The 17589-nt window shown below is 30.5% G+C and carries 12 protein-coding genes and 2 pseudogenes; 8 read left to right on the top strand and 6 right to left on the bottom strand.

The window, feature by feature from the left end; all coding sequences use genetic code 11:
• Nucleotides 1–237: 237 nt before the first annotated feature.
• Nucleotides 238–378: pseudogene (locus OTBS_RS11405) on the bottom strand (transposase); the annotation flags it as partial.
• A 1017-nt stretch (nucleotides 379–1395) separates the two neighbouring features.
• Here OTBS_RS11405 and OTBS_RS02735 point away from each other — a divergent pair.
• Entirely contained in the window at nucleotides 1396–3627 is a 2232-nt protein-coding gene (locus OTBS_RS02735; protein WP_050897513.1) for an ATP-dependent RecD-like DNA helicase, read from the top strand.
• Between the two features lie 809 nt (nucleotides 3628–4436).
• On the opposite strand, the gene OTBS_RS17840 is transcribed toward OTBS_RS02735, so the two are convergent.
• Complete coding sequence (locus OTBS_RS17840) at nucleotides 4437–4583, bottom strand: hypothetical protein (RefSeq protein WP_080571810.1); 147 nt, start codon at nucleotides 4581–4583, stop codon at nucleotides 4437–4439.
• Between the two features lie 365 nt (nucleotides 4584–4948).
• On the bottom strand, nucleotides 4949–7588 hold the full coding sequence (secA, locus tag OTBS_RS02730; protein ID WP_041621143.1) for a preprotein translocase subunit SecA: 2640 nt from the start codon (nucleotides 7586–7588) through the stop codon (nucleotides 4949–4951).
• A gap of 248 nt (nucleotides 7589–7836) precedes the next feature.
• On the opposite strand from secA, the gene OTBS_RS02725 reads away from it, so the two are divergent.
• Nucleotides 7837–8868, top strand: coding sequence for a peptidylprolyl isomerase (locus tag OTBS_RS02725; protein WP_011944563.1), 1032 nt, complete (start codon nucleotides 7837–7839; stop codon nucleotides 8866–8868).
• A 102-nt stretch (nucleotides 8869–8970) separates the two neighbouring features.
• Here the strand turns inward: OTBS_RS02725 and OTBS_RS02720 are convergent, their stop codons facing one another.
• Entirely contained in the window at nucleotides 8971–10302 is a 1332-nt protein-coding gene (locus OTBS_RS02720) for a bifunctional folylpolyglutamate synthase/dihydrofolate synthase (RefSeq protein WP_410517949.1), read from the bottom strand.
• A 259-nt stretch (nucleotides 10303–10561) separates the two neighbouring features.
• Between OTBS_RS02720 and thrS the strand changes: the two genes are divergently transcribed.
• Both thrS and infC read left to right on the top strand, forming a co-directional pair.
• The gene (gene thrS, locus OTBS_RS02715) at nucleotides 10562–12508 is read left to right on the top strand and encodes a threonine--tRNA ligase (RefSeq protein ID WP_011944561.1); all 1947 of its coding nucleotides are present in this window, start codon (nucleotides 10562–10564) and stop codon (nucleotides 12506–12508) included.
• Between the two features lie 13 nt (nucleotides 12509–12521).
• A complete protein-coding gene (infC, locus tag OTBS_RS02710) occupies nucleotides 12522–13064 on the top strand; it encodes a translation initiation factor IF-3 (protein WP_011944560.1) in 543 nt (180 codons plus the stop codon).
• A 117-nt stretch (nucleotides 13065–13181) separates the two neighbouring features.
• Here infC and OTBS_RS13885 read toward each other — a convergent pair.
• Nucleotides 13182–13277 (bottom strand): annotated as a pseudogene (locus OTBS_RS13885) (IS5/IS1182 family transposase); the annotation flags it as partial.
• Between the two features lie 99 nt (nucleotides 13278–13376).
• Here OTBS_RS13885 and dut point away from each other — a divergent pair.
• The 4 genes from dut (at nucleotide 13377) to OTBS_RS02690 (ending at nucleotide 16949) form a co-directional block, all read left to right on the top strand.
• Nucleotides 13377–13823, top strand: coding sequence for a dUTP diphosphatase (gene dut, locus OTBS_RS02705; RefSeq protein WP_011944559.1), 447 nt, complete (start codon nucleotides 13377–13379; stop codon nucleotides 13821–13823).
• Between the two features lie 94 nt (nucleotides 13824–13917).
• The gene (gene atpH / locus OTBS_RS02700; protein WP_011944558.1) at nucleotides 13918–14463 is read left to right on the top strand and encodes an ATP synthase F1 subunit delta; all 546 of its coding nucleotides are present in this window, start codon (nucleotides 13918–13920) and stop codon (nucleotides 14461–14463) included.
• Nucleotides 14464–14505: 42 nt separating this feature from the next.
• Nucleotides 14506–16044: a F0F1 ATP synthase subunit alpha gene (gene atpA, locus OTBS_RS02695; protein WP_011944557.1), complete on the top strand. Its 1539-nt coding sequence runs from the start codon at nucleotides 14506–14508 to the stop codon at nucleotides 16042–16044.
• A gap of 14 nt (nucleotides 16045–16058) precedes the next feature.
• The gene (locus OTBS_RS02690) at nucleotides 16059–16949 is read left to right on the top strand and encodes a F0F1 ATP synthase subunit gamma (protein WP_041621142.1); all 891 of its coding nucleotides are present in this window, start codon (nucleotides 16059–16061) and stop codon (nucleotides 16947–16949) included.
• A gap of 10 nt (nucleotides 16950–16959) precedes the next feature.
• Here the strand turns inward: OTBS_RS02690 and OTBS_RS02685 are convergent, their stop codons facing one another.
• Nucleotides 16960–17589, bottom strand: coding sequence for a hypothetical protein (locus OTBS_RS02685; protein ID WP_011944555.1), 630 nt, complete (start codon nucleotides 17587–17589; stop codon nucleotides 16960–16962).

Here is a 17589-nt window from a genome sequence, read left to right as displayed (position 1 = left end):
TTTTTAATATTTTATCAATTGCAACTATAACATAATTTTAGAAGCTGTTAACAAATAGCTAACTTAATATAGCTAAACCTTTATAAAATAGTTATGTTATATACTTTTTGAAAAGTGTATCTACGTTACAGTGATATTTCGCGCTTCTTGATTTAGCTTGAAACAATTTTTTCTTAATAAGATTAAATTAGGATAATAAGTTGGTAGATATAGCAATAACGTAGGAAATAGGTACAATCAGATAAACTTCATTAAGTGTTCTACAGACATGCTAATATCTTTGAATTGAGGAGTAACTTTTCTTATTTCGTTCTTAATCTTAAACCAATAATGTTCTATAGGATTTAAATCTGGACTATATGTAGGTAAGAATAGAATACCGCGCTAGCATGTCTGTAAATGCAAATTTAGAATAAGAAACAGTTAGAAAGAGATAATATACAAGTGTTATAATGGTCAATGTTAAGGTTATTAAGTATAGTATTATGAACTAATACTTGTAGAAATATGAGCAATAAATAAACAGTTATTAATTGAAATTATATTTAAATATATTGCATAATTATAATTGTACATTATTTCTTGTAGACCTTTTACATTATGCTTTTCATGCTTTCCTTTATCCTAATCTGGTGTTATAATTGTTTTATATTAGTTTGGCTACATTCTGTATACCGTTAAACTTATATTTTTAAAGAAGGTTGCGTATTCCTTCTTACGACTAAGCTTTTCAGCTTTATCGATATAAGATTTTATCTGGAGTATCTGATTCCGTATCTATGATATTTCCAATACGAAGATTTATTTTGTTTAACCAATTTTAACTTTATCTTACTCATATTTCCTATCCAGATTAGTACTTAAAAGTATTTCTGCTAAAAAAAGTAACATTTGTTAGCTGATTAGTTACAAAAAAAGCAATATAAACTAGCCAAATAAAAAAAAACATGCTAACTTAAAAAAGTATAGGTTATATTTTTTCTCATAAGCAAGGTAATATATTCTATGCAGTACTAATACCAACTTATACAAATTAAAAGTTCAAAAAACGCACAGGCGTTAATGAATGAAGTTGAAAGGACAGAAAAAAGCAATAGCAAGTTATTGAAGGATATCGTGATAGCTTTGCAGGACGATAAGGAGCTAAATTTAAAGAATATAATAAAAATTATCAATAATTAAGGTGATGATGGAATGGGTGGAAAATTGTCTTATAGTCTAGATAGAGCTTTATAAGTCTTATAGATGAGAGAAAGTTTGTATGTACATATGTTAGTTACTACTAGAGAATTTGATGAGAATGGCGAAGGATTAGTTGATAAATCAGTAAATTTAAACACTCAAGGAGAGATGTAGCTAGCAAAATTTTTGTTGTTCCAAAATTGGAGATGGTTCATGAAAAAGCTTAAAGAAGTAATTAATTCATATTTTGCTAAGTTAAGCTTATTAAATAGAGTTGATCAGATAAGTAGAGTACAGCAAGCTCAGATTAGGCCACCTATAATTAGAGGTTTAATTAATGAAATAGTAGATAATGAAGTACGTAGAGAGTATTATTTAAAAATTGTTAAAGATGCTGATGTAATAACGGATTCTATAACATATTATCAATCTATTTTTACCAAGCAGCGTGTTGAAAAAGAAGTCAAAGATATACCAAACCAAATAGAAAGAGCAATGTTAGTTCAACAAGTGCTTAGTTCAAGTAGAGTACTAGAATTATATCATGATGATGGTAAGATTAGCAAATATTTTACAACAGCTGAGGTTAGAAATGAGGAAGCAAGAATAATCAGAATGGCTAATAAAATCAATGATCAAGTTTATTACAAAGATATTTACAACCTTAAAAATTATATAAAAAGCCTGACCAATGTCAGTGAAGAGCAAAAACAAGCTCTAAAACATATTCTGATGAGTACTAGTGGAGTTAGAGTGCTCAGAGGAAGAGATGGTACAGGTAAGTCTCATGTTTTAGCAGCAGTATACAAGCTTGCTATAAATTGTGGCAAGAATATCATTGGACTTGCTCCTACTCATAAGGCAGTGTCAGAGCTGAAGAGTAAAGGTTACAAGGAGTGCAATACAATAAAAGGATTTTTATATAATCAAAGAAATACCGTTACTAAAGACATCTTAATAGTAGTAGATAAAGCAGGAATGGTAGGTACTAGGCAGTATGCAGAGCTATTTAAGGTAGTTAGAAACAATAATTGTCAACTAATACTTGTTGGAGATGAAAGGCAGCTAGCTTCAGTAGAAAGAGGGGGAATGTTTGAGATACTAGCTAATACCTATGATTCACATGTTTTAACAGATGTTAGAAAGCAAAGTGAAAATTGGAGCAGGGAAGTAGCTGAAAAGTTTGCTGAAGGTAATATTTTAAGCGGCATAACATTACTGAAACAAAACAACTGTATAGAGTTTGCTGATACATTGCAGGACTCAATGAATAAGTTAATATATGACTGGAGTCATGGCAAGTGTAAGCTACAAGAAAAATTAATAATTACAGTACGTAACAAGGACGTTGATAAACTTAATTTGAATATCAGAAGCTTGTTAAAAGCTAATAGTACGTTAAAAGGTCCTGAATATAGCCGTTTAATTGCTGAAAGACAAGAGTCTTATATGACTGGAGACAGAATCGTATTTCAAACAAGTGATAAAGACTTACAAATTGAAAATAGTGAATTTGCAACTCTAGTATCAGTTAATAAAAATAAGTTTGTAGCTAAGACAGATACAGGAAAAGATGTTAGCTTTGATCCAAGTAAAATCAATTTTAAACATGGTTATGCAAGTACTGTTTATAAGGCACATGGAGCTTCCATAAAAGATGTATATATTCTTCATAATGGTGTAAGTAACATAAGTAGCTCATATACAGCTATGACAAGGCATTTAGAGAAATTACGTTTATATTGCAATAAGCAAGCTACTGAAAGTTTTAACAGTTTAATATATCAGATCAGCAATCCAAATGATAAATCAGCGAGCATAACATTGAAAACTGCTAAAGATTTGAAACAAGAGCAGAAACAGAAAAAACCGAATGTTTTTAGTAAAATCTGCAATTGGGTTAAGTCTGTAGTAACTGATATCAATGATAGATCTAATGTTAATGCAGAATATTACCAATTTACTCCTAAACCAGAGCAATCAGCTAAAGTAGAAAGAGTACAGCAAGAGAATAGCATAAAACGACTGGCTGCCAAAGATATTGCTACTCCATCATTTACGCAAATAAAAGAGCAAAGATGGTACGATTACGATGTAACGATTCTATCACAAGAAGAAGTAATATTAAGTCTGCAGAATGTAGGCATCGATAGCAGAATGGTATATAGCTCAACTGTAAGTGATTTGAAGCACTATCAACCATTTCGAGGAGAAAAGATTCTTATAGCTGCAAATAATGATAAACAAAATAAAAAATATATAAGCACTATAAATGAGGCAGCGCAAGTATTAGAAAGAAAAGGAGCAATCACTAGTATTGTAATGCCTTTAGAAGATAAAAATTTTAACGAAATGCTAAAAAATAAAGGTACGATAGCTGTTAAGGAGCTTGTGATACCTGAAGTCATTAAATTAGTAAGAGCGGAATATCAAAACATACACTAAACAGTGTAGTAGATGCAAAATGGAGGGACATTTACGCTACTAGTAGTTAGACTAAACAAGAACTACAAGCAGCTTTTGATCAAAATGCTGAACAATTAAAAACTAAAACTGATAATATCATTGATAATATAGCTAAGTCACTATAAAACAGTCATAATAGTTTAGCTATTACTATGATCTAGATATGCTTTTCAAGAAATATACAATATAACCGTTTTATAGTAGCTTAGCTATAGTTTTTAAATGTGGACTTTTATGAAAATTTGGATTGTTTATCCTAATTACAGAATTATTATAGTCATTTGTAATGAGGTTTGAGCATAGAAAGAAGCGATAATTGATTCATAAGATTTAGCACAAATTGAGTAATTTGATTTCTAGTCCATACCTTCATATTATTCTAAAACTTCTCTAATTGAGATTTAAATCTGGAGAATAAAGTATCAGAAAAATAACTTTGCAACCAACAGACTCTATTAACTCTTTTATCTCTTTTTTCTATGCTCAAACCTCATTGTAAAGACTATATAATGACTATATAGGTAATTTCGGAATTAAATACTGTTCTATTCAACAGTTAAAAATAGCAGTATTAGCATTGTAGTCAAAAATTGATTTAGCAGAGATTTATCTACTAGCGCTCCTATAACATTAGTTCTCTGTAATAAACGCTAATCATAAACGCTGTAACATCTCATGCTTTTTACTGCATATCAGTGAGTTCTAGGTGCGCTATGAACAAAACTGCTTTCATCTGTAAAGACAATAACTTTTCCTTTGTCTTTACCTTTTTATCTTATTATGAGATTTTAATCTCTCTTCTTTTTTGCATTCGGATGTTTTAAAGCTTTTTTATATGTAATATTTAATCTCTTTAATGCTCTCTGTATACTAGACTTGCTTACTCCTAGCCGTTCAGATCTTTCGCATTGATATGCGTTACTATATTGTGTCACATCTTCTTTTAGAGTTTATCAATAGAGATTTTTATTGGGCTTTGTTTATGTTTTTTTTCGCAATATGTTTTTAGTCCATACAAATACTGTATTTTTTTCCTACTTCAAAACTAATTTTCTATCTTGACTTTATTGTCAGCACTTTCTTCTGAAGATCTATAGAATATGTTATACTAATTACTTTTTCATTACATCTTATTATTATAATTGTTTTATAGTGGTTTTACTATAAATACAGACTCAATTAATGAATGAAGGTCTATTTAATAAATTCTTATCGTATATGTTTTTATTATCTTTATTTGAATAACCATTCTCTTTTGCTTCTTGTATTCTTGCATATGACTTATTAGATCAAACTTTTATTACTTTAATGCGCCATGGCAATGTTTGAACTTTTTTCCTGAATTGCATGGGCATAATTGATTACGAGATATTTTCCCAAAATATTTATGGGCCATAGAATTTTCAGTAATAATTTTGCTTTTAAGGTTATTATCTGAGGTCTCTAATAAAGAACTAGTACTTTTTGGCGAAGAAGCTAAATCAATATGTAACCGAGCTACTCTTTGAATAAAAAGGTATTTTAAGTGCAATAGCATTTGTTTAAACAAATCAAATGCCTCTCTTTTATATTCGTTAAGAGGATCTTTTTGTCCATATGCTCTTAAAGATATTCCTTGTTTTAAGTGGTCCAATGTGTATAAATGTTCCTTCCAGGTCTGATCTAAAGTTTTAATGAAAATATGTTTAATAGCTTCATTTGCTGATTTAGCTGAATAATCTTGCTCTTGTTGTTTGTATATATCAAAAGCAGTCTTAGTAAGATATTCTATGACTTTTAATGAACTATCTGTAGCTTCAATAGAATCTAGTTGCAGCTTAACATTAAATATATGATGGTATTCTTTAACTAATCCATGAATATTCCAATCTTCTTTGTAAGATTTTGGTGGAATAAATTTATGTACAGTTTCTACAATTAGTTCTTCAGTTAAATTATGTAGTATTTCATTAACATTATCAGAGCTGATTGCTTCATTTCGTTGTTCATATATCACTTTTCTCTGATCGTTCATCACATTGTCGTATTTTAATAAATTTTTTCTAATTTCGTAATTTTGGGCTTCGATTTTTTGTTGAGCAGTTGCTAAAGATCTATTAATTAAAGGGTGATGAATAGCCTCTCCATCTTTTAATCCTATTGTACGTAAAATGTTTGTTACTCTATCAGAAGCAAAAATTCGCATTAAATCATCTTCTAAAGATAGAAAAAATTTTGTTTGTCCTGGATCACCTTGTCGTCCGCATCTTCCTCGTAACTGATTATCTATTCTTCTGCTTTCATGTCTCTCAGTTCCGATCACAAAAAGCCCTCCAGCATTAATGACTTGCTCTTTTTCTTGTTCTATCTGCATCTTAGTTATTTTTAACTTTTCTTGATATTCTTCTTCAGTTAAATTAGACTGATCTACTAGCATTTCAGCATTTCCGCCTAACATTATATCTGTACCACGGCCTGCCATGTTTGTTGCGATGGTGATTGCTTTTATTCTACCTGCTTGAGCAATAATTGAAGCTTCTTTATCGTGATGTTTAGCGTTCAGAACATTATGAGGAATCTTTTTGCTATGTAAAAGCTTAGATAATTCTTCAGATTTTTCAATGCTGACAGTTCCAACAAGTACTGGTTGCCCTTTAGAATAGCATTCTTGAATTAGTTGAATTATAGCACTATATTTGTCTTTCTTGGTACTATATATTTCATCATCGTAATCTATTCTCTGCACTGGATTATGAGTAGGAACAGTAACGACATCTAAATCATATATTTCTTTCAGCTCTGTGGCTTCTGTCATAGCAGTACCAGTCATACCGGATAGTTTTGTATACATTCTAAAGTAGTTTTGAAAGGTAATTGAAGCTAATGTCTGATTCTCGTTTTGAATTTCAACTTTTTCTTTAGCTTCTAATGCTTGGTGTAGTCCCTCAGAATATCTTCTGCTGTCCATTGTTCTGCCAGTAAATTCGTCAATGATAATAACCTTTCCATTCTTAACTAGATAATCAACATTACGGCGAAAAAGTGTATGTGCTTTTAGAGATTGGTTAATATAATGAATTAGGTGCATATTTTCAAAATCGTACAAGCTATTGCTATTAGGAGCTAGTATGTTGATTTCAGCAAGCATTGTTTCTAATTTATTAATTCCTAGATCTGTGAGAGTGACATTACGTAGTTTTTCATCCATTTCATAGTCATCTTTATTAAGTTTTGTTATTAGTTTGTTAATTATTGGATATAATGATGTATTGTCACTTACAGGGCCAGAAATAATTAGAGGAGTTCTAGCTTCATCAATCAAAATTGAGTCTATTTCATCAATAATTGCATAGTTACAACCTCTCTGAACTTTTGATTGATTAGTAAATTGCATGTTATCTCGTAAAAAGTCAAATCCTAGCTCATTATTAGTTATGTAGGTAATATCACTATTATAAGCAATTTTTCTTGCGTGCTCATTGGTATTGCTAGTAATACAGCCTACTGTTATATCTAAGAATCTGTGAATTGTGCCCATCCAATCACTATCTCTTTGAGCTAAATAGTCATTTACTGTAACAACGTGAACTCCTTTACCCATAAGAGCATTTAAATAGGATGGTAGTGTTGCTACTAACGTTTTTCCTTCCCCTGTGCTCATTTCTATAACTTTGCCTTGATGCAACAATATTCCTCCAATTAGTTGTTCGTCATAATGTTGTATTCCTATAGTTCTTTTTGCTGCTTCTCTTACTACTGCAAAAGCCTCATATTGTATATTGTCGATAGGTTCATTGTTAGCTAGGCGAGCTTTAAATTCACTAGTTTTGTTTCTTAGCTCGATATTACTAAGTTTAGCTAGGCTGCTTTCTGCGCTATGGACTTGTTGAATTTTTGATTTAAGATTTGCGATAATTCTATCGCTAGGCGTTTTAAATATACTTTTTATAAATTTTAACATCATTCTTAAATATGTCGATTTAGGATTATTTTACTTTTTAATTATAAGCGATAGAATCGAAAGTAAAGAGTTAGTTGTTATTGGTAGCTTATATTAAATCATTGCGCTTATTATTAGATATACATACAACAAAATATGTACTTTTAAAAGTATTCATAATATGATTGCTGTAAATTTAGTTGACTAATATTGCTTTAATCTTTAAAAAAGATCTTAATAAGGTTTACATTATATAAAGTAAAATAATTATGATTAAAAATCTGGTTACGAAAATTTCAATTGCTACTACATTGTTGTTTGCTATTTCATGTCAAGCTCAAAATAATGATCAAAGTAAGATTTCAGTCGTTAATGGCAAGAACAAAATGAACGCATTAAATGGTCATGAGAATAATGTTGTAAAAAATAAGGTTGTTGTAATTTATAACAATAAAGAAGTTACTGCATCAGATGTAGCAGCATATATTAATCAGGATATAAAAAGCTTCTATTCGTATTCTTTGCAGCAGCAGCAAGCTTTAATTAAAGCTTATGTTATTGATAAGTTACTTGAGGATCAAGTTAAAAAGTCAGATATTGAAAATGATTTAACTTTTCAAGAAGCATTAAAAGTACTAAAACGTAGTTTGGCAATACAAGTGTTATTCAAGAAAAATGTGCCAGCTTTAAAAGAGGATGAGTATCCATTTTATCAAAAACAGTTCGCTAGTGAAAAAATTAAGATTAGCCATATTTTACTAAGTAGCCAAGAAAAAGCAAAAGAAGTAAAAGATAAATTAAGCAAAGGTGAATCTTTTGAAAAGCTTGCTAAAGAGGAATCATTGGACAAAGAGACAAAAGAAAATGGTGGTTTAGTTGAACAGTGGTTTTTTCAAGGAGATTTGCCAGAACCTATTTTTGCAATGCAAGAAGGTGGAGTATCTGAACCTATGCAGTTATCTAAAACAGCATGGCAACTTATAAAATTAAATAGCAAAGTTCCGCATATACCAAGCAAAGAAGAAATTAACGAGTATACATTTAACCTTAGAGCTGAAAAATATGCAGCTGCTTTGTATGATGCTGCAAATGTTAAAATAATGACTGATGCTTTAAAGCTACTAGAAGAAAGTCAAGAAAATAAACCAATAGCTAGTACTGATAATAAGCAAGTAGTGGATTCGGATGTAAAGAATGGCTCTGATTTAGGAAAAGTTGCTAGCACAACTGAACATACTGATATAAAAAAGAAAAGTGATATTAAAAAGCTTCAAGCAAAATCGAATCTGAAGAAAAAGTAAATAGAGCTTTATAAACACACTTGTTGCAATTTTTTTTAGTTTTTCTTTTTTTTATAGAGGTTATTTTATATAGAGTATTTATTTTATACTAAATAATCTATATTAGCCTCTAATTAGATTATAAAAATCAGCCATTAAAAATAGTGAGCCAGTAATGATTATGTTGCCATTTTGTTGTACAAAAGCTTGATTTGATTTAATAGCTGAAATTATAGCATCTGTTAATGATTCAGTAGGAATCGATATGATCCCAGAAATGTTAGCATATGCTGCTAGCTTTTCAGCATCATAGCTAGCAGGTTCAGATATTACACTCACTGTAAAAATTTGAGTAACAATATCTGTAAAATATGATAAAAAAGGTTTAACTTCTCTGTTGCTTGTCATCCCTAGAATTAAATATATTGGTGGTGTTAGATTTTCTCTAATAAAATTAGATAATGACTGAGCTCCGCCAGTATTATGAGCACCGTCGAGCCAAATTTGTGGTATATTATGTGGTACATCAATGTTTCTTTTGTATAAATGCTTCATAATTATGTTAAAAATTTTATCATATTGTAATAGATCAATTTTTTCTAACCTTGCTGGCAAAACAGTATTACTTATACCTTTTTGAATATCATTAGTACTAAAATTAAAATGCTTAGTTATAGCTTTACATGTTGCTATAGCAGTGGCAGCATTAACAATTTGGTGGTTACCTGGTAAAGATGGCAGAGAAAAATGATAAGTAAAATTATGAGATAAAAATTTGAAACTATCATTTTGTTTTTGAATACCGAAGTCATATTCATATACTATAGGTATAGCTTTTACTCGTATAGCATAATCTATTAGAAGATCATATACTTGTTGCGCTTGACAACTAATAATGCATTGGGCATTAGCTTTAATAATGCCTGCTTTTTCAGAGGCAATAGTAGTTAGGGTAGGGCCCAAGTATTCCATGTGATCATATGAAATTGGGGTAATTATTGTTGCAATAGGATTATCTATTACGTTAGTTGCATCTAGTCTTCCGCCCATTCCAGTTTCCAATAGTAAAATATCTGCCTTATTTTCTGCAAATGCTAGAAATGCTGCGGCAGTAGTACCTTCAAAAAAAGTAGGTGTTATATTTACTTTAGCTGCTGTAGTTCTAGTTTTTTCAATAATGTTAAATAGATATCTATCATCAATATACTCAGATGCAATTGTAATCCTTTCATTAAAATGCAGTAAATGTGGAGAAGTATAACCATGTACTTTATAACCAGCAGTCTCAAATATTGCTCTTAAATAAGCACTAGTAGATCCTTTCCCATTAGTTCCAGCAACATGAATTACTGGCGGTACTTTTAGATGCGGATTTTGTAAAGCTGATAGTAATAATTTAATTCTAGTTAGGTCATGTTTTATATGATTGCACCAAGGAATTGGCCAATGCGGCATTTTAACCATATTAATATTATATTCTTAATAAAATTAATTTTGAGGAATTTTAGTATTATTAGATTGTATTATACAAATCTTATCAATTTTGATTGTTAGTAAATAGTTTCTTTGACTAGTTGATTTTTTGACTTATAATACTTAAACAAGTGATTTTATAAGTATATAATATCTTTAGCAAGTGATTATCAACAACTTCCAATATAAAGCATTGCGCTTTCAAAAACAATTAAAAAATTCTAGAGATATTTAGGTATATATGATTGATATTATTCTGCCTGATGGATCAGTTAAACAATATAAGATAGGAGTTACTGGCCAAGAAATCATACAGTCATTGTCGATTTCTTTATTCAAAAAAACTATTGCTGTTGAAATAAATAATGAGTTAATTGATCTTTACATACCAATTATTAATACTGCAACAGTAAAAGCTATTACCATAGATAGTGTGCAAGGAATTGAAATTCTTCGTCATGATACTGCTCACATTCTAGCTCAGGCAGTTAAAAAATTATTTCCAGATACTCAAGTTGTTATTGGACCTGTGATTAAAGATGGATTTTACTATGATTTTGCTCGTGATAAACCTTTTACTAACAAAGATTTAGAAGTTATTGAGCAAGAAATGCAAGATATTATTGCCAAAAATGATTTAATTCAACGAGAAGTATGGTTACGTGCTAAAGCAATAGAGTTTTTTAAGCAGCAAAAAGAGTTTTATAAGGTCAAGCTTATTGAAGAAATTCCTGAGTCTGAAGAAATAAGTATATACAGACAAGGAAACTTTGTAGATTTGTGTCGTGGACCTCATTCACCAAGCACAGGTTACTGCACAAAGTATTTTAAGCTAACTAAAGTATCAGGAGCATATTGGCGTGGTAATAGTAAAAATGAGGTTTTACAACGAATTTATGGTACGGCTTGGGAAAAAAAATCAGATCTTGACTCTTACTTGCATAGACTATCTGAAGCTCAAAAGCGAGATCATAGAAAGCTTGGCCGTGAACTTGAATTATTTCATTTTCAGGATGAAGCACAAGGTATGCCATTTTGGCATGATAAAGGGTGGACTATTTTTAAAATTATTAAAAACTATATTAGTTGCCAAATTCAACGAGCTGGCTATATTGAAGTTAATACTCCTATGGTGCTAAGTCAAAAGCTATGGGAAAAATCTGGTCACTGGGAAAAATTTAGAGAAAATATGTTTACTTTAGATACCAACGTTGCCGAGAAAGATCATAATTTAATTAAAGATAGTATAGAAACAAAATGCGCTCTTGCATTAAAGCCAATGAATTGTCCTGGGCACATACAGATTTTTAATTATACAATAAAAAGCTATCGAGATTTACCACTGCGTATGGCTGAGTTTGGATCTTGTCATCGTTATGAACCTTCAGGAGCATTATATGGGTTGATGAGAGTGAGAAGCTTTGTGCAAGATGATGCGCATATTTTTTGTACAGAAGATCAAATTACCGATGAAACAATAAAATTTTGCCATCTATTAAAACAAGTATACCAAGATTTTGGATTTCCAGAAGTAAAGATTAAGTTTTCAGACAGACCTGAAAAACGGGCTGGTACAGATAAAATATGGGATAAAGCTGAGCAAGCTTTAATTCATGCAATTCAAACATTAGGTGAGGAATATACTATTAATCGAGGTGAAGGGGCTTTCTATGGCCCTAAGCTTGAGTTTATATTAACAGATGCAATTGGACGTGAATGGCAATGTGGTACTTTACAGGTAGATTTCGTTTTACCAGAGCGACTTAATGCTAGCTATATTAGTTCTGAAGGAAGTAAAAAGCGTCCAGTAATATTGCATCGAGCAATATTAGGGTCATTTGAAAGATTTATTGGCATATTAATAGAGCACTACTCTGGTAGGTTGCCAATATGGTTAGCTCCAATACAAGTCGCAGTAGTATCAATTACAGACGAAGCAGTCAACTATGCAAAACAGCTACATCAAGAATTAATTGATAACAATATTAGATCTACACTTGACATTTCTAATCAGAAAATTAATTATAAAATACGTAATTTTTTTACAGCTAAGGTTCCTTTAATTGCTATTCTTGGTAAAAAAGAATCAGAGTCCGGGAAAATTGCTATAAGAACACTAGGAAGTCAAGAACAACAGGTTATAAGTAGTAGTGAATTAATTGCTCATATAAGAAAAAACAAAAAATAAGATTAACTAATTGATGAGAAGTTTTATTTCCACAAATAAAAGTAGCGGCTATTTGAAGGTAAATGGCGAAATTAAGGCTAAGCAAGTTAGGCTAATTGATGAAAGTGGCAATATGATTGGTATAACATCATTGTCAGAAGCTATTAGTAAAGCAGAGATGGCAGGATTAGATTTAGTTGAGTTTTCACAATCAGATTTGCCATTATGTAAAATCTTAGACTATAGTAAGTACAAATACGAAATTAAAAAAAAGGCTCAGCAAGCAAAAAAGAAGCAAACGAAAGTTACTGTAAAAGAAATTAAGTTGCGTCCTAACATTGCTGATGGGGATCTTGCGATTAAGATAAAAAGTATCAAGCAATTTTTAAGCAAAAATAATAAGGTTAACATAAGTGTAATATTTAAGGGAAGAGAAATAGTACATGCTGAATTTGGAAAACAAATACTGGATAATATTATTGATGTATGCCAAGTAGAAGGAAAAATTGACTCTCCACCCAAAATGCAGGGGCAGGTTATTACAATGACTATGTCACCTAATATTATTAAAACCTAGGATTTGATTTAATTAAAAAAAGCGATTGATTCAATCATCTGATTTACTATTTATATCTAATGTTTTTGCTCTCTATAGTTTGACATATTTTTTATATTAGACCTCTTTCGAAACTGGTTAAGGTAGATCAAAATTATAAATGCCAGAGATCAAATTAAATCTAAGACCGAATCTTTTACGTCTATTTAGATATTTATCAGCAATAATTTTGAACTACTTTAACCAGTTTCGAAAGAGGTCTATTGAACTCGTGCTAATTAAGCTTTGATAAAGTTTATTGACTAAAAGATAAGGTAGTGGTATAAAGGAGTAATGAAAGTAAAAATTAAACAAATTTATCAATTTGAGGGGGCATCATCTCTGCCTGCGTATTCTACTAATGGCAGTGCTGGTATGGACTTATATGCTGCGATAGCTAGTCCTATGATAATTAAGCCTCATGAAACTGCTCTTGTGCCTGCTGGTATTGCAATTTCTTTGCCTTACGGATATGAAGCGCAAATACGTTCCAGATCAGGGCTTGCTAGTAAATTTGGTGTAATAGTTTTAAACTCTCCAGGTACTATTGACTCGGATTATCGAGGGGAATTGAAGATTATTATGATCAATTTAGGGCAAAAAGATTTTCAACTGACTCCAGCTATGCGTATTGCTCAAATGGTAATAGCTAAATATGAGGTTGTTAGTTGGGAACTAGTAGATGATTTAGATGAAACAGAAAGAGGTAAAAATGGGTTTGGTTCTAGTGGCTTAAAGTAATAAATACTGCTGTTGTATAGCTAATTTGGCCAAGGTTTTTTCAATCGCAATATTAATTTATTAGAAGTTAGTAGTTTATCTAGGTAATGATTAAATGCATAAACTAAATAATGTTGCTGTACTTTATGCAAAAATTTTATTTAAACAGGCAATAAAGCTTAATATTGTTAGTAAAGTAAAGCAAGACTTAAAAGCATTAAAACAATTCTGTAAATTTTTAGCGAAACAAAATATGTCATTGCAGCTTATTGCTTTGATGAAAAATAAAATAAACTTGATGGATTACCTATCAAGTACATATGGACTGAATCATTTAACTTATAATTTTCTAAAGCTTCTCCAAAAAAATAATAGGCTTACTTATTTATCACATATAATTATAGCATTTGATGCACAAGTTAGGAATTATCAAGGTGTTACTTTAGGATATCTTATTACTACCAAAAAATGGTCAAAGTCTGCAATCAAGGAGATTAAAGATATATTTGAACGCAAGCTTAATAGAAAGTTAATTATATCTAATATAGTAGATAAATCTATTGTAGGTGGAATAATATTGAGATATGAAGATTACGAGTATGATCTTTCTATGCTAGGAGCTATCAATAGGTTTAAATCTCGTATTAAGTTAAATTATTAGATTAGTACAAAAAAAGTTATTTTAATAAAGAATAGGTATGAAATGCAACTAAAAGCCTCAGAGGTTTACGAAGCGTTAAAACAACAGTTAGAAGATTTTGATGAGTTATCAGAATTATCTGAAGTAGGATATGTAATATCTATTGGTGATGGAATAGCTAAAGTTTATGGTCTTAGTAACGCTTACTCAGGTGAGATTTTACAGTTTTCTACAGGAACTAAAGGTATAGTTTTTAGTTTAAAAGATAATTTGATAGAAGTAGTAGTTATTGGTAGTGGTGATCAGATTAAGCAAGGAAGTCAAGTAAAGCGCACTCAAACATCTTTAAAAGTACCTACTGGAAAAGAGTTACTAGGACGAGTAGTTGATGCTATTGGTAATCCTATAGATGGTAAAGGAGAGTTTATTAATCCTACATATTTAGATGTTGAAGTAAAAGCTCCAAGTGTTATGTGTAGGGATAGTGTTAATGAGCCTATGTATACTGGTATTAAGGCTATTGATGCTTTAATACCTATTGGTAAAGGGCAAAGGGAATTAATTATTGGAGATAGGCAAACAGGCAAAACTGCTATAGCTATCGATATCATTCTTAACCAAAAAAGATTTCATCTTTCAGATCAGGAAAAAGAAAAGGTTTATTGTATATATGTAGCAATTGGGCAAAAACGTTCAACTGTTGCTCAGTTAGTTAAAAAATTACAAGAAACAGGCGCAATGGCTTACACTACAGTTGTATTATCTAGCGCATCAGATGCTGCTTCATTACAATATTTAGCTCCTTATACTGGTTGTGCTATTGGAGAATATTTTAGAGATAACTGTATGCATGCTTTAGTTATTTATGATGATTTAAGTAAGCATGCTATAGCTTATCGACAAATATCGTTGTTATTAAGAAGGCCTCCAGCTCGGGAAGCTTATCCTGGTGATGTATTTTATCTTCATTCAAGATTGTTAGAAAGAGCAGCAAAATTGAATAAAGCTAAGGGGGAGGGGTCATTAACTGCATTACCTATTGTTGAAACCCAAAATAGCGATGTGTCAGCTTATATTCCTACTAATATTATTTCTATTACTGATGGACAAATTTTCTTAGAGAGTGAATTATTTTATAAAGGTATAAAACCAGCATTAAATGTTGGTATCTCTGTTAGCAGAGTTGGAGCCGCAGCTCAAATTAAGGCCATGAAGGATATAGCTAGCAGTGTTAAGCTGGAGCTTGCGCAATATCATGAAATGGAAGCTTTTTCTCAGTTTGGAGCAGATCTTGATTCTAGTAGTATGCAATTAATAAATAGGGGACGAAGGTTAAGTGAATTGCTAAAGCAGTCGCAATATTGCCCATTCCCTGTCGAAGAACAAATTATTGTATTGTTTGCAGGAATAAATGGTTATTTGGATAAGATAGCAGTAAGTAAAGTGAAAGAATTTGAGAATAATATGTTGGAATATTTTAGAATACACAATCCAGATATTATGAATGAAATTATCAACACAAAAAAAATTACTGAAATTATTAGTAGTAAATTACACCAGATTTTGCAAGAATTTGTAAAATCTATTGAACAGTGTAGTTAGGAGCAAAAGCTTGAATGACAGTTCTTAAACAATTGAGAGATAGAATTAAAGCTGTTAGATCTACTCAAAAAGTTACTAAAGCAATGCAGTTAATCGCTAGCTCGAGATTTAGAAAGCTTGGAAGTATTATTCTTGAAGCTGAAAATTATCTACAGATAATTACAGAAATGTTAGCTGGTGGATTAAGTAGCGATGACTATAGCAGTCTAGGCACTAGGGAACAGCTTATGCTTGGCATTGCTAAACAAGATTCTCAACTCGATAATAAAACAGCAATAATTTTGTTAATAGTACTATCTTCTGAGCAAGGATTATGCGGCAGTTTTAATAGCAACATATTAAAAGAGTTAAGGCATGATATTCACAATATACAGCTTCAAGGGTATGATTTTAGACTGATTATATTTGGAAAAAGAGCTTATGATAATTTACTGCCTGACTTTGATAGTAAAATTATTAGTTATAATAGTTTACACAATATTGAAATTTCTACTGTAGTAAATTTTCAACAAGAAATTCAGAAATTTACTGTTGATAATGCTAATATTATAATGTGTAAAGTATACTATAACAAGTTTATTAATATAGTAAATCAAAAGCTAGATATACTTACTCTATTTCCGATTAAAGATTGGAATTTAAAAAAAGCTAAATTTTCTTATGAATTAGAGGGCCGAAACATTATTAGCCAGATAATAGACTGGTACCTAATAGCGAAGTTATTTCACATTATCACTTTGCACAAAGCTAGTGAAGAAAGAGCTCGTATAGTTGCTATGGAGGCTGCAACCACTAATGCAGATGATGTTATTGCAAAATTAACTATACAACTTAATCGATCGAGACAAGCGGCAGTTACTAAAGAATTGATAGAAGTTATATCTAGCGCTGAAGCTATAACTTAGCATATCCTATTTAATGTTTAGATTGTATATCAATTTTTTTTACCTGTGATAGGTTGAGTTTCATTTTTACAAATATATGTAATTTATCAGTACATATATCATGTAAATTGTTTAAGCACATTGGAGTATGGTAAAGTGCTTGCAATTTTTCTATTGTTGTATGTTGAGTAAGATTATAAATATCCGTAATTAATGGCATCAAATCAGAAAATTCTGGAATGTAGAAGCTTAAGAAAACATCTCTGTTTTCGATAGATATTTTTCTATTATAATAATTATTTGGTTGCAATTGATATGGTGATGAAACACTAACATTAAAATTATATAATTTCCATTTTTTACTAATATTAGTATAATGCTCAATTAACTTATTTCTATCATAAGGTTGTGATAGCTTTTGTTGGAGTATTGGCTTTATTTTTTTTTGCAAAGCTGAATTATTTAGTAATTCTATGGCTGAATTATATTTGTTTTGTAAAATTTCCAGATGCTCCTTGTTTTTTTGAATTTTTGTATTTAGTATTTCGAAATGGTTGTGTAAATATGAACTATAAATATGGCATAATAATATTATTATACCATATAGCACTATCTTGAAACATATTAGGTTTTTGAGATAAAGAATTCGTTGGTTTATCAT

It is taken from the genome of Orientia tsutsugamushi str. Boryong, assembly GCF_000063545.1.
Lineage (GTDB): Bacteria > Pseudomonadota > Alphaproteobacteria > Rickettsiales > Rickettsiaceae > Orientia > Orientia tsutsugamushi_C.
The sequence above is the reverse complement of the archived record's forward strand: the minus strand, read 5'-3'. Positions and strand labels throughout refer to the sequence as shown.